17 protein-coding genes are annotated in these 18,631 nt (G+C 35.7%); 7 read left to right on the top strand and 10 right to left on the bottom strand.

Going from position 1 to position 18,631, the window contains the following annotated elements; translation table 11 throughout:
* Positions 1-120 precede the first annotated feature (120 nt).
* From ACICPZ_RS04905 to recJ, 5 genes are all read left to right on the top strand, one after another.
* A complete protein-coding gene (locus ACICPZ_RS04905; protein WP_264373927.1) occupies positions 121-1,416 on the top strand; it encodes a Na+/H+ antiporter NhaC family protein in 1,296 nt (431 codons plus the stop codon).
* Between the two features lie 34 nt (positions 1,417-1,450).
* The gene (locus ACICPZ_RS04900) at positions 1,451-2,710 is read left to right on the top strand and encodes a cbb3-type cytochrome c oxidase subunit I (RefSeq protein WP_010962509.1); all 1,260 of its coding nucleotides are present in this window, start codon (positions 1,451-1,453) and stop codon (positions 2,708-2,710) included.
* Positions 2,711-3,315: 605 nt separating this feature from the next.
* The gene (locus ACICPZ_RS04895; protein ID WP_010962508.1) at positions 3,316-3,519 is read left to right on the top strand and encodes a hypothetical protein; all 204 of its coding nucleotides are present in this window, start codon (positions 3,316-3,318) and stop codon (positions 3,517-3,519) included.
* Positions 3,516-3,749 carry a hypothetical protein gene (locus ACICPZ_RS04890; protein WP_010962507.1) on the top strand — a complete coding sequence of 78 codons (234 nt, stop codon included), beginning with the start codon at positions 3,516-3,518 and terminating at the stop codon, positions 3,747-3,749. The genes ACICPZ_RS04895 and ACICPZ_RS04890 overlap by 4 nt, the downstream gene beginning before the upstream one ends.
* Positions 3,750-3,809: 60 nt before the next feature.
* The gene (recJ, locus tag ACICPZ_RS04885) at positions 3,810-5,549 is read left to right on the top strand and encodes a single-stranded-DNA-specific exonuclease RecJ (RefSeq protein WP_213863578.1); all 1,740 of its coding nucleotides are present in this window, start codon (positions 3,810-3,812) and stop codon (positions 5,547-5,549) included.
* A gap of 897 nt (positions 5,550-6,446) precedes the next feature.
* Here the strand turns inward: recJ and ACICPZ_RS04880 are convergent.
* Positions 6,447-7,253 carry a YgfZ/GcvT domain-containing protein gene (locus ACICPZ_RS04880; RefSeq protein WP_264373928.1) on the bottom strand — a complete coding sequence of 269 codons (807 nt, stop codon included), beginning with the start codon at positions 7,251-7,253 and terminating at the stop codon, positions 6,447-6,449.
* 186 nt (positions 7,254-7,439) lie between these two features.
* Here ACICPZ_RS04880 and ACICPZ_RS04875 point away from each other — a divergent pair, with 186 nt between their 5' ends.
* On the top strand, positions 7,440-7,721 hold the full coding sequence (locus ACICPZ_RS04875; RefSeq protein ID WP_173862895.1) for a co-chaperone GroES: 282 nt from the start codon (positions 7,440-7,442) through the stop codon (positions 7,719-7,721).
* A gap of 100 nt (positions 7,722-7,821) precedes the next feature.
* Positions 7,822-9,471, top strand: a complete 1,650-nt coding sequence (groL, locus tag ACICPZ_RS04870; RefSeq protein ID WP_010962503.1) for a chaperonin GroEL — start codon at positions 7,822-7,824, stop codon at positions 9,469-9,471.
* A gap of 223 nt (positions 9,472-9,694) precedes the next feature.
* Here the strand turns inward: groL and ACICPZ_RS04865 are convergent, their stop codons facing one another.
* The 9 genes from ACICPZ_RS04865 to ACICPZ_RS04825 all read right to left on the bottom strand — a co-directional run bounded on the left by ACICPZ_RS04865 (position 9,695) and on the right by ACICPZ_RS04825 (position 18,590).
* On the bottom strand, positions 9,695-9,817 hold the full coding sequence (locus ACICPZ_RS04865) for a hypothetical protein (RefSeq protein ID WP_255703183.1): 123 nt from the start codon (positions 9,815-9,817) through the stop codon (positions 9,695-9,697).
* Between the two features lie 216 nt (positions 9,818-10,033).
* Positions 10,034-13,156, bottom strand: coding sequence for an AsmA-like C-terminal domain-containing protein (locus tag ACICPZ_RS04860; protein WP_395462153.1), 3,123 nt, complete (start codon positions 13,154-13,156; stop codon positions 10,034-10,036).
* Complete coding sequence (rnhA, locus tag ACICPZ_RS04855) at positions 13,149-13,586, bottom strand: ribonuclease HI (protein ID WP_151807582.1); 438 nt, start codon at positions 13,584-13,586, stop codon at positions 13,149-13,151. Before rnhA ends, ACICPZ_RS04860 begins: the two co-directional genes overlap by 8 nt.
* Positions 13,587-13,761: 175 nt before the next feature.
* Positions 13,762-14,649 carry a heme o synthase gene (locus ACICPZ_RS04850; RefSeq protein ID WP_264373930.1) on the bottom strand — a complete coding sequence of 296 codons (888 nt, stop codon included), beginning with the start codon at positions 14,647-14,649 and terminating at the stop codon, positions 13,762-13,764.
* A 1-nt stretch (position 14,650) separates the two neighbouring features.
* Positions 14,651-16,201 (bottom strand): cytochrome c oxidase subunit I, encoded by a 1,551-nt coding sequence (gene ctaD, locus ACICPZ_RS04845; RefSeq protein WP_264373931.1) that lies wholly within the window; start codon positions 16,199-16,201, stop codon positions 14,651-14,653.
* A 15-nt stretch (positions 16,202-16,216) separates the two neighbouring features.
* A complete protein-coding gene (gene coxB, locus ACICPZ_RS04840; RefSeq protein WP_010962498.1) occupies positions 16,217-16,981 on the bottom strand; it encodes a cytochrome c oxidase subunit II in 765 nt (254 codons plus the stop codon).
* Positions 16,982-17,655: 674 nt separating this feature from the next.
* On the bottom strand, positions 17,656-17,793 hold the full coding sequence (locus tag ACICPZ_RS04835) for a hypothetical protein (protein ID WP_395462152.1): 138 nt from the start codon (positions 17,791-17,793) through the stop codon (positions 17,656-17,658).
* A gap of 178 nt (positions 17,794-17,971) precedes the next feature.
* Positions 17,972-18,136 carry an IS3 family transposase gene (locus ACICPZ_RS04830; protein WP_080717614.1) on the bottom strand — a complete coding sequence of 55 codons (165 nt, stop codon included), beginning with the start codon at positions 18,134-18,136 and terminating at the stop codon, positions 17,972-17,974.
* A 238-nt stretch (positions 18,137-18,374) separates the two neighbouring features.
* Entirely contained in the window at positions 18,375-18,590 is a 216-nt protein-coding gene (locus ACICPZ_RS04825; RefSeq protein WP_245836010.1) for an IS3 family transposase, read from the bottom strand.
* Positions 18,591-18,631 lie beyond the last annotated feature (41 nt).

Here is an 18,631-nt window from a genome sequence, read left to right as displayed (position 1 = left end):
TGGAAACCTTTTCTGGTAGATTGCTTTCTAGAAAAACCTTGGTCAAGGTGCTAACTGTGGTTTATAATAATATAAATCATATCATAGTTGATTTGCGTTTATCAGAGCTGGAGTAGAGGTATGTTTTATCTTACAAATTTTTTGCCTATTTTACTGTTCCTATTTCTTTTTGTAGGAAGTGGTATATATTTTACTATTCTTGGCGTGTCAAATGCTTTTTATCAGTTATCTCCACTGGTAGCCATTGTTCCTGCCATAGCTCTGGGTTGGGTTTTATACAAGGGCAATACTGAAGAAAAAATGTATGCCTTTCTAGATGGGGTAAGAGATCGTAATATTATCACTATGTGCATCATTTTTTTACTTGCAGGTGCATTCAGTGAAGTAACTAAAGCAATCGGTAGTGCTGATGCCACAGTTAATTTGGCTCTTTCATTTATACCAACACAATTTTTACTCATAGGATTATTTTTTGTAGCAGCTTTCATCTCCACTGCTATTGGTACATCAATGGGCACCATTGCAACAATTGCTCCTATTGCAGTTGAACTGACACAAGCTGGGATTTCTCCTTCCTTAGGAGTGGCAACCGTTGTAGGAGGAGCAATGTTTGGCGACAATTTATCTATTATCTCTGATACTACAATTGCATCTGTGATGTCTCAAAAGGCTGATATAAAGAAAAAATTAAAACTGAATGCAAAAGTGGCACTAATTGCTTCTATATTCACAATAATTATATTATTTTATAGCTCAAGCAATAGTGCTGCTATTTCAGTTAAGGAGTATTCTTTATTGCTTGTGGCTCCTTACATCATACTTATATTGCTTGCAAACTTTGGAATCAATGTATTTACGGCATTGGTTTTAAGCATAACTTTTGCTGGAATTATTGGATTTATAAATAACAACAATCATGGTTTATTGTTTTTAAGCCAAAACATCACCAAAGGGTTTATGAGTATGCATGAAATTATGCTACTGTCATTGATGGTTGGCGGACTTTCAGGACTAGTAGGTAAAAATTCTAAGGAGCTTGCAGATAAACTTTCATCTTGGGTTATGATACAACGTGGTGGACAAAAAACTGCGCAATTATTTATTGCAAAAATAGTCAGCATATTTGATATTTTACTTGCAAATAACACCATCGCTATAATTTTTAGTGGTGAAATTGCTAGAGATATTGCTAAGAAATATGAAATACCGCCTCACTATAGTGCAGCATGGCTAGGCATATTTTCTTGTGTATTTCAAGGATTAATACCGTATGGCGCTCAATTGCTTTTGGCTAGCACTATTGCTGGAGTTTCACCTTTGGCAGTCGTGCCACACGTATACTATTGCTATGTTTTAGGTATTATTGCAGTGTTATATATTGTATTGAACAAAATTGAGAAAAAAGATTGTGCTTAATATACAAGACAACGCTCCGCTCTGTAGAAAATGGATGTTCTTGGCAGTATGTGCTCTTGCTTGCTCTGGGTTACTGTCAATAATTGTTATTTTTCTACGATTGCCTTTTATCTCCTCTCTTGTTCCTTCTGCACAATATATTTTTGATAATGCGCTGGTAATACACGTGAACTTGTCAATTTTGGTGTGGATGTGCTCTATAATATCTCTGCTCTTTATCATAAACCTACAAAATACCAATAGTTGGTTTAACTTTTCATGGGTTCTATCAACCCTTTCGATGCTGCTCATGTTTATATCCGCATTCGTTCCAAACACTGAAGTTATCAAAAGTAACTATATTCCCGTATTACAAAACAAATTATTTTTACTTGGACTCAGTTTATTTATTGCCAGTATATTAGTAAATACAATGCTAGCATACACATCAAAAAAAGAGGTTTCATTTCTCTCTGTTGGGCAAATTGGGCTAGTTATTATACTTGTATCGTCATTTCTTTGCTTTGTTTTAGCATATAATAATATGCCTCCAGGTCTATATCACTCAGATAATAATTTATTTTACGAATATCTCTTTTGGGGAGGCGGACATTTATTGCAGTTTGCTTTTACTCAAGGAATGTTTTTAGTCTATTTAATAATGCTAAGTTCCAATGATATTAGTTTAGCTTCAAACAATAAAATTACTATTTTACCACTATTTATAAACACGATTTTAGCTGTAGGCGCACCGTTTGTATATTTTGTTTATCCAGTTGATAGTGCCAAGTTAATACAGTTTTTTACTTGGCATATGAGGATTGCTGGAGCAGTTTTGCCGTGCTTTTTGATAATATTAGTGTGCTACAACATCAGAACTTTTATTAATGATAAAAGCAACTATTTATTACATTCATTTTTGTTGTTCACTTATGGAGATGTGCTCGGAGTGTTGACTATTGAAGGTAATGTCACGATTCCCGCTCATTACCATGGTTCTGTAGTTGGTATCACTATAGCTTTTATGAATTTTGTCTACTGGATGTTACCTAAATTAAACTTTAAAGAGATAAAAAGTTCCATGGTAAGATTACAGATTTATGCCTACAGTATAGGGCATTTTCTCCATATCACTGGCCTTGTGTGGCTTGGTGGATATGGTGCTTTAAGGAAGGTTGCAGATCTGCCAAGTATTTCGTCAATGTTAGCACGCACGTGCTTCATTATAGGTGGCGCTATATCAGTTGTTGGTGGAATGTTGTTCGTAATAATTGTGCTTTTACATCTGTTAAAAGGCAAAGCGCGTACCAACTGACCCATAGAAACAAAAAAAACTTACTTGACAAACTCCGCCAGCCCCCTTATCATGAAACTGAAGCTATTTATTTATCTTCGCAATCTGTGCAGGTTAATGACAAAAAACTTAGGGTATTTGGCGTCTCATGTTTAATTTTTCGCACTACGTGCATCGCATGTCTTTAAAAATTTCTAGGTTTTTACCTATATAAGCCGAAACGCGCTTACAAAGCGTTTAAGACAGCAAAAAACGTCAAATTGACAAGGGAGAATTTGAATGCTAGCTACTACGGGGTTTCTTTGCCTTTTTTCCTGCTTAGTAAATTTCTTAAACACTTGCGGTGTAGGTTAGTTGCAAGTTAAAAGCAGCTAAATCGCTCTTAATCAAGCGTTTTAGAATAAAAAAAACGCCGATATTTTAGTACATAGTAAATAGCCAACCATCACGGGGCTTCTTTTGCCTTTTTTTTCATTTGGTAAATTTCTTAATATTTATGGCTAAACGACAATCGTCATCCCGCTACTTGTTAGCGGGATCTAGAGATACCGCGGCGGTATGACGTAGGACTGCTGTCATCCCAGTGCTCCTTTTTTTGTCATCCAAGTAGCTGACACTGTCCTCCTTTGTCATCCCAGTGCCCAGACACTGGGATCCAGCATTTCACGCAATCCCATCAAGAACGTTGTATTTTACATAACACTTTTATGCTTACCAACTTAATAAAATTCCTGGATCCCAGTGTCAGCTACTCGGATGACAAAAAAAGGAGCACTGGGATGACAGGAGAGGGAGGCTACTTGGATGACATCATAGGGGCACTGGGATGACACCATTCTTTTTCCTGGATCCAAATAGTCAAGGCACTGGAATGACAAAAAAAGGAGGCACTGGAACGACAAAGTGGAGTGTCTGCTTCTGTCATCCTATGATAGCTAAAAAGACCTGGTCACGCGCTGGAATGACACCGAAGGGGCTACTGCCCTCTTGGATGGAGACCAGTGTCAGCTACTTAGATGATACCTTTTTTCTACTTAGTTTAGGTTATGCAGAAGTCTAATACAATTATAGAACAAGCTTAAAAATTCTGGTAAAGTAGTTTTATTTACAAAGAAAGAATATGCTACTTGAAATTGAAAAGCGCAGCATAACAAATGCATTGTGGAAGTTGCAAGAAGCAGATCAAAGGCAAATCTTAACTCTTACACAGAGATTTGAGTTACCAGAAATATTAGCAAGAATATTGGTTACTCGTGGTGTTAACATAGAAAATGCAAGCGACTTCTTATATCCACTAATCAGATCGCTATTACCAGATCCCTTTCACCTTCTTGATATGGATAAAGCTGTTTCTCGTATAATACGGGCAATAAAAAATGATGAAAACCTTGCAATATTTGGTGACTATGATGTTGATGGTGCAACGTCGTCAGCATTGATTAACAGGTACCTGAGAGCAATCGATATACACTCTATAATCTACATTCCAGATCGTGTTGATGAGGGTTATGGATTAAACACAGATGCTTTATTACAACTTAAAAAGAATGGAATTGATTTATGTATTTCCGTTGATTGTGGTACGCTTGCATATCAACCAATAGAAGATGCAAAGGCTTTTGGTCTTGATATTATAGTTGTTGACCATCACCTTGGTACGGAAAAATTACCAAGCGCCGTAGCAATTGTGAATCCAAACCGCCTTGATGAGAGCTCTCCTTATAATAACCTAGCAGCAGTTGGAGTGTCATTTCTGCTAATTGTTGCTCTTAATAAAAGCCTACGTGAGCAAGGATTTTTTACCAACAAAAAAGAACCAGATTTATTTGATCTGTTGGATTTGGTTGCCCTGGGAACTGTCTGTGATGTTATGCAGATCACAGGCCTCAATAGAGCACTTGTCTCACAAGGATTAAAAGTTATGTCAACAAGAAAAAACGTTGGCTTGCGTGTTTTATTTGATGCTTTGGGAATCCTTGAAAAACCAAGTGTTTCTCGATTAGGGTTTAGTATTGGGCCATGCATAAATGCTGGAGGAAGAATTGGAGAAGCATCGCTTGGTGCAAGGTTGCTTTCCACCGATGATGATGAAGAGGCACATTCAATCGCGCTAAAATTAATAGATTTGAATAATGCAAGAAAAGTGTTAGAAAATGAGGCTCTCTTGGAAGCTACAGCACAAGCGGAAAAGTCTGCCCAATCAGGTGCGAATTTTATAATGATAAGTGGCAATTGGCACCAGGGAATAATTGGTATAATTGCATCAAGGCTAAAGGAGCAGTTTCACTTGCCAACAGTAGTGATATCTTTAAATAATGGAATAGGAAAAGCAAGCTGTAGATCAATTTTGGGAGTTGATATCGGTGCTGCAGTCCTTTCCGCAAAGTTTATAAATTTGATTATTGAAGGTGGTGGCCATAGTATGGCGGCAGGATTTTCAATTAAAGAAGACAAAATAAATGATTTGCATGATTTTTTTACTGAAAGATTTTCAAATTCTATAAATGAGAAAACTTTAAAAGCTGATAGTATAGTAACTGCTAAAGCAATAAATTTGTCTTTATGGAATCAATTGCAACGCTTGGGACCATTTGGAGTTGGAAATCCTGAACCAAGGTTTATTATCCAAGGAGCAAAGATAAGAAAGCCTGAAGTTATAGGAGTTGACCATATAAAATGTTTTATTGCTGATGATAATGTTATGGTAAGAGCTATTGCATTTCGTTCTGCAAATACTCATCTTGGCTCTGCTATCATGCAGGGTAATGTTAAAGCTATTTTGGGTAAAATCTCTATGAATTACTGGAATGGCAATGAATTTGTACAATTTTTAATAGAAGATGTATTGACCATTAGTTGAGTGTATCTGTTCAGCAGAGTGGCAAAATAGGTAGACAAGATAAACCAAAAAATCGAGAAAAAGTGAGTTTACAACAACTGGTGTCATGAAATTATCTGACACTGATTTCCATCCAAGAGGGTGTCATCCCAGTGCTCCTATAATGTCATCCCAGTGCGTGACACTGGGATGACACCCTACTTAACCGTCATACCGCGATTCATTCGCGGTATCTCTTAGCCGCTAACAAGTAGCGGGATGACGAGCTTATCGTCATGCCACTGCGAACCGTCATACCGCCGCGAACCGTCATACCGCGATTCATTCGCGGTATCTCTAGATCCCGCTAACAAGCAGTGGGATGACGAGCTTATCGTCACGCCGCCACGAACCGTCATACCGCCGCGGCGCTAACAAGAGATCCCGCTAACAAGCAGCGGGATGACGGTTGTCGTTTAGCCATAAACATTAAAAAATTTACCAAATGAAAAAAAAGGCAAAAGAAACCCTAGTCATTGTCTATTTTCAGTATTGGCGTTTTTAAGTCTTAAACACTGCAATTTAGCTGCTTTTGAATGCAACTAACCTACGCTGCAAATGTTTAAGAAATTTACTAAGCAGAAAAAAAGGCAAAAGAAACCCCGTGTTAGCTAGTTGTCACTCTCTAATCCTGCAAATTGGCGTACTATACTGTCTTAAACGACTTATAAGCGCGTTTCAGCTTATATAGGTAAAAACCCAGAAATGTTGTGAAGACATAAGGTGCACATAGTGCAAAAAATTAAAAATAAGACGCCAACTACGTTGTTTTCTTGCTGTTTAATCTGCACAGATGAAGATAACTGAATACCTTCAATACCATGATAAGGGGGCTGGCGGAGTTTGTCAAGCAAGTTTTTCGTTTCTATATGGGCTACCTTAAGACTTCAACGTCTTAACGCACTTGACCCCACCAGCATATAAATTTGCATGGCTCTTTCCAGTATTAAGCAATGCAAATCCAATGTTGTCTACACTAGAGCGCAGTTCCCCTATTTCCTCATTGTTTTCATTTGTCACTTTAGTGCCAATATCTGGAAGTGCGTTATCCCCCTCAACAAGGTAAAGTTTTCTTCTGAATATTTCTTGTCTGCTCATTCGATTTACAACTTCCTGACCTATATAACACCCCTTATTAAAGCTTATACCGTTTACTTTATCGATTAAAAATTGCAGCGGAAACGATGAATTCTGCACCATATCTTTCGCTCCATCTGGAACGAGATTTTGAATTCTGACTTTTTCATACTGAGTAAAATCCCCAACCGGCTCTTTTATTTCATCTTTATGTATGATCCTCATTCCTAGCAGCTTGTGCCTTGGATCTTGAAAAATAACTTGTGACTTACCACTACACTCCGCCAACTTAGTATTAAACAAAACCCCAACCTTATATAGTGCACTAACGTCTTTAATCTTTACCCTCAAATAAGTTTTAAGTAAATCTAGTTTCTCGATTATTTGCTGCAAGTGCATGTTTTCGCACTCTAAGAGGGTGTATTTACCATATTCAATAAGAAAAAAATCATATAGATATTTTCCCTGAGGGCTAAGCAATAAAGAGTAAATGGCTTTTTGGCTATCCAACTTATTAATATCATTGGTTATAATACCCTGCAGAAAATCTCTAGTGTCAGGCCCATATAGCACTATCACACCACGACTTAAAAATGGTATATAACTCATGAAATCTCTATAAATAAATCTAAATTTTATTATATAACATTAGGCTCTTTTAGAAACTGCTTTTGGCGTGCATATTTTATAATGGCGTGCATATTTTACAAGCTCCAGCCCTTGAAATCTAACTTACGAGTATATATATATAAACTTATAAGTTAATTTGTTGATGAGGAAAAACAAATGTCAAGTATAAGTTTAAATGTATTAGATGATAGCGTGCTGATCAAGCCTATTAGCGAAGAAAAGCAAGGTGGAATTGTGCTTCCATCAAGTGCTGAAAAGAAACCTACTAAAGGTGAAGTTATAGCAATTGGTGAAGGTTCACGCAATTCAAGTGGCGAACGCGTAACTTTAACTGTGAAAGCTGGTGATAAAGTGTTCTATCGCCAATGGGCTGGTACAGAAATAGAACATAATAATGAGAAGCTTATCGTGATGAAAGAGTCCGATATACTTGCTGTCATTAAGTAGCAGTCTTTATTTTACTAAACTGAAACAAAGCGCAACATAGCGCATTGTAAATGATTTTATTATAGTTTTCTAAATTTTTTATTAACAAGAGGTGATAAAAATGACTAATGTAGTAGTATCAGGTGAGCAGTTGCAAGAAGCCTTTCGTGAAGTCGCAGCAATAGTGGATTCAACGGTAGCAATAACTGCAGGACCTAGAGGAAAAACAGTAGGGATTAATAAGCCCTATGGAGCACCAGAAATTACAAAAGATGGTTATAAGGTGATGAAGGGTATCAAGCCTGAAAAACCATTAAACGCTGCGATAGCAAGCATCTTTGCACAAAGTTGTTCTCAATGTAACGATAAAGTTGGTGATGGTACAACAACGTGCTCAATACTAACTAGCAACATGATAATGGAAGCTTCAAAATCAATTGCTGCTGGAAACGATCGTGTTGGTATTAAAAACGGAATACAGAAGGCAAAAGATGTAATATTAAAGGAAATTGCGTCAATGTCTCGTACAATTTCTCTAGAGAAAATAGACGAAGTGGCACAAGTTGCAATAATCTCTGCAAATGGTGATAAGGATATAGGTAACAGTATCGCTGATTCCGTGAAAAAAGTTGGAAAAGAGGGTGTAATAACTGTTGAAGAGAGTAAAGGTTCAAAAGAGTTAGAAGTTGAGCTGACTACTGGCATGCAATTTGATCGCGGTTATCTCTCTCCGTATTTTATTACAAATAATGAAAAAATGATCGTGGAGCTTGATAATCCTTATCTATTAATTACAGAGAAAAAATTAAATATTATTCAACCTTTACTTCCTATTCTTGAAGCTATTGTTAAATCTGGTAAACCTTTGGTTATTATTGCAGAGGATATCGAAGGTGAAGCATTAAGCACTTTAGTTATCAATAAATTGCGTGGTGGTTTAAAAGTTGCTGCAGTAAAAGCTCCAGGTTTTGGTGACAGAAGAAAGGAGATGCTCGAAGACATAGCAACTTTAACTGGTGCTAAGTACGTCATAAAAGATGAACTTGGAATCAAGATGGAAGATCTCACGCTTGATGATCTTGGTACGGCTAAAAATGTTAAAATTACTAAAGATAATACCACAGTTGTCAGCGAAAATAGCGATTCTGACAGTGTGAAAGCTAGAATCGAGCAGATTAAATCTCAAATTGAAACTTCAACTTCTGATTATGATAAAGAAAAGCTAAGAGAACGTTTAGCGAAATTATCAGGTGGCGTTGCTGTGCTCAAAGTTGGTGGAGCAACTGAAGTGGAAGTTAAAGAACGTAGAGATAGAGTCGAAGATGCGCTGCATGCAACAAGAGCTGCAATTGAAGAAGGTATAGTTCCAGGTGGTGGGGTTGCGCTTCTTTATGCTTCATCTGTTCTCGACAAATTAAAAGGTGCAAGTGACGAGGAACAAATAGGCATAAACATTATCAAGAAAGTTCTCAGTGCTCCAATTAGAAGGTTAGTCAAAAATGCTGGTCTTGAATCTGCTGTTATAATTGACTATTTGATTAAGCAGAATGATAAAGAGCTTATATACAACGTTGAGGCTATGAATTATGCTAATGCGTTTACAGCTGGTGTGATTGATCCAGCAAAAGTGGTGCGTATTGCTTTTGAAACAGCGGTATCTGTTGCGAGTGTGCTGATAACTACTGAATCTATGATAGTTGATGTACCAAGCAAAGAAAATGCTTCATCTCCTATGGGTGCAGGAGAAATGAGTGGCATGGGTGGATTCTAAGTAGAATGAAACCGTGGAGCAATTGCTCCACGGTAGTTCCAAAAAATCTCACATTTTACTATTCGTTAAAGGTAATACGTTTGGTGCAGAAATGCACTACTGTTTGCATCCGTTTCACTCCTTTATATTGTGGTTGTCTAATAACAAAAAGGCAGCATAAGAAAACTATAACCCCTAGTATATTTATACTATAGCTGACCCAAGCAACACGTCATACCGCGATTCATTCCACAACTGTACGAACATTACAATATGGCACATAGTAAACGATGTCATGAAAGTAGCTGACACTGGAATGACACCCTTTTGGATGGAAACCAGTGTCACGCACTGGCATGACACCCATTTGTTCCTATAGTTGTCTTTTCTCGTCTACCTTATTTTGCCACTCTGCTGAACAGATACAATTTACAACCACCCCCCTACCCTTTTTAGTTGTTCAGCAAATATAGAGAGGTTAAAGGGAGTGGTATTACTTAAACAACTAAATAAAAAACCAGGTAGATCATTCTGAAATTCTTGCATTTTTGTCCATAATTTTGTTAAATAACTTCCCTTTTGGTCATATCAAACCAAATTTCTTTTTCACACCACCTTTTAAGCCACTTTCGTTAGTTTTTGTCATAATGCGATCAAACACTCCCAATAACCTCTTTAATAGGTTTGGAGTTAGCGAAGAGATAAGATCAACAGATACGTTATTGTTTTTGTCATCACCACTTGCTTTATAGTCTATTGAAACGATTCCCCTACTTTTCCCACCAGTAAGAAGTTTTCCAATTATAGGAATTTTTAACAAAGATTTATTAATTGAATATGCTGGTATTACTTGTCCTGCAACCTGGAATTTATAATTTCTAATATCGAGCTTACCACCAGTGCTAATACCTAACTCCGCCCCTTCAAGCCAAGATTCTTCAATTTCAATAGTGCCATCTTTGTATGAAAAAGGTGCATTACATTTGTAAAAGTATACACCTTCATTTTTTATGGCATTTACAATGCCAGGCAATGAAGACATCGACAATAAAGTAGTAAGTAGTGGAGCATCTTTGATGTAGAAATTGCTAATGGATAACGTACCATAATGTTCTCCACTTTCTCTCTGAGGAGAGAGATAAAAAGACAATTTGCCGTTTTTAATTGATTTACTAATGCCTAAGGAACGCAAAAGCATACCTGAATTATCCGCATATATTTCGAGCCCTATTCCACTGTATTCTGCTAGTATGTTGCTGCTATCTTCCAGAAACTGCCCTGTAAATTGACTTCCATTGCAATTACCTTTAGTACAGGTTACATTCAGCTTAGCATTTTTGATAACGATGCCTTCTTTCATAATTACATTGTCAACATTCATACTAATCTCTATATCTTTATTTAATCCATTACTGTTTTTGCCAAGCAAGCCTAAAATATCACTTAAGTTAATTTCCTCACCATAAATAGTTATGGCATTTTTCTCCTTACCTGATTCAATTTCTATACTAAAATCATTATCAGGCAATTTAAAGCTACTAGAATTTAAATATAAATTTCCATTTTCTACTCTTCCGCTGAATTTTATATCTAGGTCATTTCCTACAATGTCTAATTTATCTACTAACAATTCACCTGCTCCTTTTAACCTTGTAGAAAACAAAATTTTATTGTGATCTTCAAAGCGATTTTTCCACCCTAAGTAGCTTGAATGTGATTCAAATTCTGATAAATCTATATCACCATTAACATACCCCGTCTTATCTTGATTTATCACTGACTCTAAATTTGCACTGACATAGCCACTATCAAAATTAAATATTTGAGCGGGTAAATCTCCGGTCAAATTCCAGGCGAAACTTTCATTCCTATTGCTACTTTTCAGGTCAAATAATAGCTGTGTGTTATTCACCATACCACTACCATTTAAATCTATAAAGTCACTGCCAAAACTAAGCTTAATATCATATTTACCAAGACTTGCATTATAGACGGCCAAATTGTCAATTTCAGAATGAAAATTTGCTGAGAAGTCTACTTTTTTGTCATCAGCATTTAGATTAAAAATGCGAAAATTAAATACGGATTTTGCCATTCCACTTACTTTATCCCTTTCAACCTTCACCACATCATCCAGCTTAAATCTTATAGGCTCATATAAACCATACGCATCACTTACAGCTTTGCCATTAATGGTTAGAACTGAATCTTCCTTATTTAGAGATTTCATTTCAATATCACCACCATTAACAGTGAAATTCTGAAACTTAGCGCTATTTACAGTAATTTCAAGATCGTTATTCTTGATGATCAAATCACCCTTTAATTCCTTTACTTGCTCAAAATCTTCATCAAATTTTACGCTACCGTTTTCTATATCAGCAACAATTACAATGTCTGACAGATCGTCATCAACCAAATTGTTAATTTTGCCATTGAAACTTACAATGGTATTTAAAACATCCCCATCAATATTATCACAATACCAGCTTTTAAATTTACTATTTACTACACTATCTGGTATATAAGTACATAAATCCTTTGCAGCAAACTTACTAATATTAATTCTAAGCAAAGCATGACTTGTACTAAAGTTCATTTTGCCTATCAAAGAGAGATACGTGTCATTTAACTTAAAATGGAAGTTTTTTACACTAATAATTCCATCACTATATGTTAAATTTATATTTACATTAGTTAAGGCCAAATTTTTGTTCAAATAATTTTCTGTATTCAATACGTATATATTTCCATCTACAATTTCATCCTTTTTATTAATTTTCACTGAGAAGCTTCCTTTGAATCCTATATTTTTGTCCAAATTGTAGCTTTTAACTAATGTAGAAAACTTGCTCAATAGTCCCAATTTTAGATCATAAAATGTCCCGTACACATTTAGCAAATTGTTGCGATTTTTTATCGTAATTGATAAATCATCCAAAAATCCCTTTCCATCTTTTGTATTCACATGAATATCTAAAACATTAAAATCTTCCCCCTTCCCTATATATAATTTATCAATAAAAAATTCATCTTCTGTGCTTTTATCAATAGCGATGTTAGTAAATTCAATTTTTGAATCCGCATTTAAGTCAAAAAAAAATTCCCTTATTGTTTTTAATAGATTTTTTGCACTACTTTCTGTCATCTTGAAATTCTTCCCTATCATCCCAGTATCTTTTTTTCCTGTCATCCCAGCACTCGTCCTTGTCATCCAAGTAGCTTGACTACTTGTTTCTTTTTTTCTAGATTCCAGCGTCACGCGCTGGAATGACACCGAAGGAAGGCGGTTACTACTTAAATAATGATTATCCAAAAGGTCTAATGAGTTTTGCGGATTAACATTAGTTTCTTCTCTCTTGATACATACATGCACATTATCAGCTGAAACCTGAGAGAGATTTGTGCTAGCTTTAAATAAGGAACTTAACTTAAAATGTACAAAAAGCTCAGGAACTTTTATAGTAAAATTAGGGTTTGCTATTGCCAAATCCGTAATGACTAAATACGGATCTTTGCCATCTTTCTGCCAAACAACTGAGGTATTCTCCATATTAACGCTTGAGCCAACAAATATTTTTGATATTTTATGTTTAACATAAAAATCAATATAATTAATATTGATTTCTAAAGGCTTAAAAAAAATAAAGAAGCACAATATGAATAATAAAGCTACGGAAAATAATATAGTAATTTTTTTAAGCATCGATTATTGCTTTTCTTGCTAAACTATCAGCCTCCTCATTATACTTATCGCCACTGTGTGCTTTAACCCACTTCCAATCAATTTCGTGTTGTGAAGCAACGTTGTCTAGCTCTTTCCACAATTCCATATTTTTTACTGATTTTTTATTACTTGTTTTCCAGCCATTCATTTTCCACTTATTTATCCATTCTGTTATGCCATGCTTAACATAAAGACTATCCGTATATAAATTAATATTACAAGAAAATTTCAATACTTTCAGCCCATTGATCACCGCTGTTAACTCCATTTTATTGTTTGTGGTATTTTCTTCTCTACCATAAATGTCTTTTCTGTAATCTTGAAATAATATGATAGCTGCCCATCCTCCCGCTCCAGGATTACCAGAACACGCCCCATCCGTATATATTGTCACTTCTTTTTTACTCATCTTTGTTTATATCGGTTAACAAAGTATATAGTTGCTTTTATGAAAGCACAATTTCTAAAGGTAGTTTAAGCTGCACCTTTAAATTTTATTATAGAAACAAAAAAAAGTGTGACAACGAGCATTACCAAAAGGAAAAGTAAAAAATAGTTTTTATGCTTCTGCCGTTCTTTCATAACTAAAATAAATCAATAGAACAAAAAATAATACTGGCGAATAGGGAAAATAGATAAGAAATTGAATAAGAAAACATTTTTTTCTGTGAGCTGTGATTCTTGAACTTCATAACAGATACAGCGTACCAAATAAAAACGCAACCTTCAAAGGTTGCCATGCTTAGATAAAGTAAAGCCTTTTTCAAAAATAGAGCTGGAAGCAAGCTAGTTAGCACCAGCAAAACACTATAAATTAATATATATTTTCTTGTTTTTTCCGGACCATAAACAATATTGAACATTGGAATCGATGCCTTTGCATAGTCTTCAGACTTATTTAAAGATAGGGCCCAAAAGTGTGGTGGAGTCCACATAAAAATTACTAAAAATAAAATGAAACTTTCCCAACTGACAGAATTAGTCACAGCTGCCCAGCCAATCATTGGAGGGAAAGCACCTGCTGCACCACCGATAACGATATTCTGCGGAGTGCGTCTTTTGAGCCAGATCGTATATACAAAAACGTAAAACAATATGCTGATTGCAAGTAAAGCAGCAGAAATATAGTTTACTGCTATTGCCATGATAAATACTGACAATATTCCAAGAGTTATACCAAATTCAAGCGCGCTTTCTGCAGAAACTCTACCTGAAGGTATAGGGCGGTTTTTTGTCCTTTCCATGAGCAGATCTATGTCTTTGTCATACCACATATTTATAGCACCTGCAGATCCTGAGCCAAGAGCAACACATATAAGAGATATTAGTGCTAGAAAAGGGTGCATACTACCTGGTGCAGTAACCATACCAGCAACTGCAGTAAATACCACAAGATACATTATCCTTGGCTTCAGCAAACGCCAAAAATCCAGTATTGTTGATTCAACATTTAGCAAAACACTTGTGTACATTCTATTTTACCACTGGTGGCTTTTCGAAAGTATGAAAAGGCGGTGGTGAAGATACCGTCCATTCCAAGGTGTCACCTTCCCAAGGATTATCTCCAGCTTTCTTGCCCCATTTAAAGAGATGTATAACTATAAACACAAAAAACATAACTGAAACAAAGGACATATACGAACCAATTGAGGATATATAATTCCAAGGGATAAACGCATCAGGATAATCAGGTATACGCCTTGGCATACCAGCTAATCCTAAGAAATGTTGAGGTAAAAAAGTGATATTGGTGCTAATAAAAGTAAGCCAAAAGTGGATTTGACCTAAGCGCTCATTATATTGTTTACCCGACATTTTACCAATCCAATAATAAAAGCCAGCAAAAGCTCCAAATAATGCAGCAAGTGACATGACATAATGGAAGTGAGCAACAACATAATAGGTGTCGTGCAGGAGCTTATCTATTCCACCATGAGAAAGAATTATTCCCGTTATGCCACCGCCAACAAACATAAAAATAAAACCTAGTGCAAATAGCATAGGGGTCTTAAACTCAATTGCTCCACCCCACATAGTTGCAATCCAGCTAAAGACTTTTACACCAGTTATAACACCGATAAAAATTGTGGTAGTGCTAAAAAATGCAGCAGCGTCAGCACTAAGCCCAACAGTGAACATATGATGAGCCCAAACCATAAAGCCAAATACTGCTATACCTATCATTGCATAAACCATCCCTATGTAACCAAATACAGGTCTGTGAGAAAAAGTTGATACAACCTGACTTATGATGCCAAATGCAGGAAAAATAATTACGTAAACTTCTGGATGACCAAAAAACCAAAATAAATGTTGAAATAACACAGGGTCACCACCACCTGCAGGATCAAAAAAGGAAGTACCAACATTGCGATCAGTAAGAAGCATAGTTATAGCACCGGCAAGCACTGGTAAGGCAACAATCAACATAAATGCTGTTAGCAAGACAGACCAAACAAACAGTGGCATCTTAGTTAATGACATTCCTTTTGTGCGCATGTTAAATATAGTAACTATAAAGTTGATCGCCCCAACAATTGACGACATACCAGCAACATGAAGTGCAAGTATAGCAATGTCAACTCCTGCACTTGGATGGGACATTACCTGTGATAAAGGTGGATATAAAGTCCAACCTGTACCTGGACCTTCACCAATAAACACTGAGAGAATGAGCAAAATAAAAGATGACACTAATAACCAAAAACTTAAATTATTCATACGAGGAAATGCCATATCTGGTGCGCCAATCATGAGAGGTACAAACCAGTTACCAAACCCTCCCATGAGGGCTGGCATTATCATAAAAAACACCATTATCAACGCATGCCCTGTAACCATTACGTTATATAATTGATAGTTATTGTTAAGTATATTAATGTGCATTAGCTGAGTGCGAATAATCACCGATAATAATCCACCAATAATTCCAGCTAATATGGAAAAAATAATGTACAGTGTCCCTATGTCTTTATGGTTGGTGGAAAACAACCAACGCTTTATGCCCTTTGGTGCGTCACTCATATCTATACTCCAAATTTAACTCACTAATTTTCTATTTTCAATCCACTTATTAAAATCTTCTTTGCTTACTGCTTCAACAACAATTGGCATAAATCCATGGCCTTGACCACACAATTCGTAGCACTGCCCGTAATAAACACCAGGCTTTTTGATATTAAACCACGCCTCATTCAGCCTACCTGGTATCGCATCAATTTTTACACCGAAAGCCGGTACTCCCCAACTGTGTATCACATCTCCTGCTGTAACTTGTAAACGAACGTTAGTATTAACGGGTAAAATGATGTTGTTATCAACAGAGAATAGCTTTAAATCTCCTTCGATAAAGTCTTCTTTTCCCTTAATATAACTATCAAATGACACACCTTGATATTCTGGATATTGGTAACTCCAATACCATTGATGGCCAATAACTTTCAGTGTTATATCAGCTTTCGGTATTTCTTCCTGTAGCTTCAGTAATTTAGCGTTTTCAAAGGCTAATATTCCAACAATGATAGTTGGTATAACAAACCAAATAATTTCTAAAGGAACACTATGGGTAGTTTTACTTATGTTTGTTACTTTGCTTTTACGAAAGCGAAACGCTATATAAGCAAGCAGCGCCCACACAAAAAGCATTATTGTAACCATCACAAGCATCACAAACGAATGTGACCTAACTACAGCCTCCATTACTTCAGTTGCAGGAGCAGGAAATCCAAATTGCCAGGAAGTAGGAGCAGAGGCAACAGATATATTTGAGTAAAATATTATCAATAGTGCAAATAACTTCACCATATCTTTTGTTTGTTTGCTATAAAACTAAGTGATATACTGTATAATAGTATATATAAACTTACTATGCAAATAGAGATTAGTGATGGTTAATAATTTTTTAGCATTCAACAAGTATAATAGTACAATACTAATTGAGGAAAAAAGCATTTACATAAATCTATTGTAAGTAAAAATATTATAATATTTTAAATTAAGTATTTACTTTAAGTAAATTCTATAATAAGTTTAATAGTGTCTGTTACTGCCAATAACCCTCTAGCCTCACACCTAAAAGCAGTAACAGACACTATTAAACTTTATGACAAGTTTATAATCTGTAAGATCAAAGTCTTACAAGTTTCTTTATTTCATTATACATTGCAGTTTGTTAATTAACTTTTAATGCCTATGGTGGCATTTACAGCTTGGACCAAAGGTTTATGTATTATAGAAAATAATTATAAAAAAAACACACTATTTGTATACCATACAAACTTTTTTTATTCTGCATAGCTGAGTTACTAGATTCTGTAAACGAAATCTTTAGAGAAGCCAAATGGGCAAAGTTTCATGAAGGTCTTTGGCATCTCTTAGCATAGATCCCTTACTTAACCATCATACCGCGATTCATTCGCAGTATCTCAAAGCATAGATCCCGCTAACAAGTAGCGGGATGACGATTGTCAGGCTAGCTGTCATCCCAGTGTCAAGCACTGGGATGACAAGGTATAAACCTTATCGTCATGCCGCCACAAACCGTCATACCGCGATTCATTCGCGGTATCTCTAGATCCCGCTAACACGTAGCGGGATGACGATTGTCGTTTAGCCATAAACATTAAGAAATTTACCAAATAAAAAAAAGGCAAAAGAAGCCCCGTGGTGGTTGGCTATTTACTATGTACTAAAATATCGGCGTTTTTTTTGACCTTACCCAGAAAAAGTGGAGAGAAAGTTTGGAATGTTTTTCACAAAGAGAATGATGAATCAAAATGCTCAGGAATGCAATAGTTAATAGTGACGTTGTTTGTTATAAAAAATTTCTATGTATTCAAATATTGCAGTTCTAGTTTGTTGAGCAGAGTGTTGTGAAGTATCAATAAGTATTTCTCTTTTCAATGAGCTAAAGAAGCTTTCCACAACAGAATTGTCGTAACAACAACCTTTATGACTCATCTATGTTTTTTATGGATAAGAGATATTGATAACCTTGCAAAGTATATTGTGAACCTTGATCACTATGTAATAGTAGATTTTTGGCAGGTTTACGCTTGTTAACGGCCATTAATAAAGAGTCCATAACCAATTGTTTATTTATTGAACTGCTCATTAACTACCATGCGTGAATATAGATCGATTATTGTTGCCAAATATAGCCATCCTTCTTTGGTTTTTATATAAGTAATCCCATACTTTATTTGGTTGATCGACAATAAAGTTTTGGTCTAATATATTGGGAGCTACTGTCCGTTTGTTGTTTCTTAATTTTAAATTTTCTTCTCAATATAGCCTGAATACCATTTTTCTGCATAATACTTTGCACTGTTTTTAAGTTGCAACTTTTACCCAAAGCCTTTAATTCAGCATGAATTTTAGGAGCTCCATATCTACATTTAGAAGCTTGATATATTTTTTGAATATCTGCTAATAACTCTTTATTTGCTGATTCTC

The organism is Wolbachia endosymbiont (group A) of Melitta haemorrhoidalis, assembly GCF_964273365.1.
In the GTDB taxonomy this organism is placed as follows: domain Bacteria; phylum Pseudomonadota; class Alphaproteobacteria; order Rickettsiales; family Anaplasmataceae; genus Wolbachia; species Wolbachia pipientis.
Note: the sequence above shows the minus strand (reverse complement) of the source record. Positions and strands in the feature narration are given on the sequence as shown.

Excerpts from the sequence above, each read along its gene's own strand:
- ACICPZ_RS04835 (WP_395462152.1), bottom strand. The coding sequence starts at position 17,793 with ATGGCTAAACGACAATCGTCATCCCGCTACGTGTTAGCGGGATCTAGA.
- coxB (WP_010962498.1), bottom strand. The coding sequence starts at position 16,981 with ATGGTGAAGTTATTTGCACTATTGATAATATTTTACTCAAATATATCT.
- ACICPZ_RS04880 (WP_264373928.1), bottom strand. The coding sequence starts at position 7,253 with ATGAGTTATATACCATTTTTAAGTCGTGGTGTGATAGTGCTATATGGG.
- ACICPZ_RS04905 (WP_264373927.1), top strand. The coding sequence starts at position 121 with ATGTTTTATCTTACAAATTTTTTGCCTATTTTACTGTTCCTATTTCTT.
- ACICPZ_RS04860 (WP_395462153.1), bottom strand. The coding sequence starts at position 13,156 with ATGCTTAAAAAAATTACTATATTATTTTCCGTAGCTTTATTATTCATA.
- recJ (WP_213863578.1), top strand. The coding sequence starts at position 3,810 with ATGCTACTTGAAATTGAAAAGCGCAGCATAACAAATGCATTGTGGAAG.
- ACICPZ_RS04890 (WP_010962507.1), top strand. The coding sequence starts at position 3,516 with ATGACACCATTCTTTTTCCTGGATCCAAATAGTCAAGGCACTGGAATG.
- ctaD (WP_264373931.1), bottom strand. The coding sequence starts at position 16,201 with ATGAGTGACGCACCAAAGGGCATAAAGCGTTGGTTGTTTTCCACCAAC.
- rnhA (WP_151807582.1), bottom strand. The coding sequence starts at position 13,586 with ATGAGTAAAAAAGAAGTGACAATATATACGGATGGGGCGTGTTCTGGT.
- ACICPZ_RS04850 (WP_264373930.1), bottom strand. The coding sequence starts at position 14,649 with ATGTACACAAGTGTTTTGCTAAATGTTGAATCAACAATACTGGATTTT.
- ACICPZ_RS04830 (WP_080717614.1), bottom strand. The coding sequence starts at position 18,136 with ATGAGTCATAAAGGTTGTTGTTACGACAATTCTGTTGTGGAAAGCTTC.
- ACICPZ_RS04865 (WP_255703183.1), bottom strand. The coding sequence starts at position 9,817 with ATGGGTGTCATGCCAGTGCGTGACACTGGTTTCCATCCAAAAGGGTGT.
- groL (WP_010962503.1), top strand. The coding sequence starts at position 7,822 with ATGACTAATGTAGTAGTATCAGGTGAGCAGTTGCAAGAAGCCTTTCGT.
- ACICPZ_RS04900 (WP_010962509.1), top strand. The coding sequence starts at position 1,451 with ATGTTCTTGGCAGTATGTGCTCTTGCTTGCTCTGGGTTACTGTCAATA.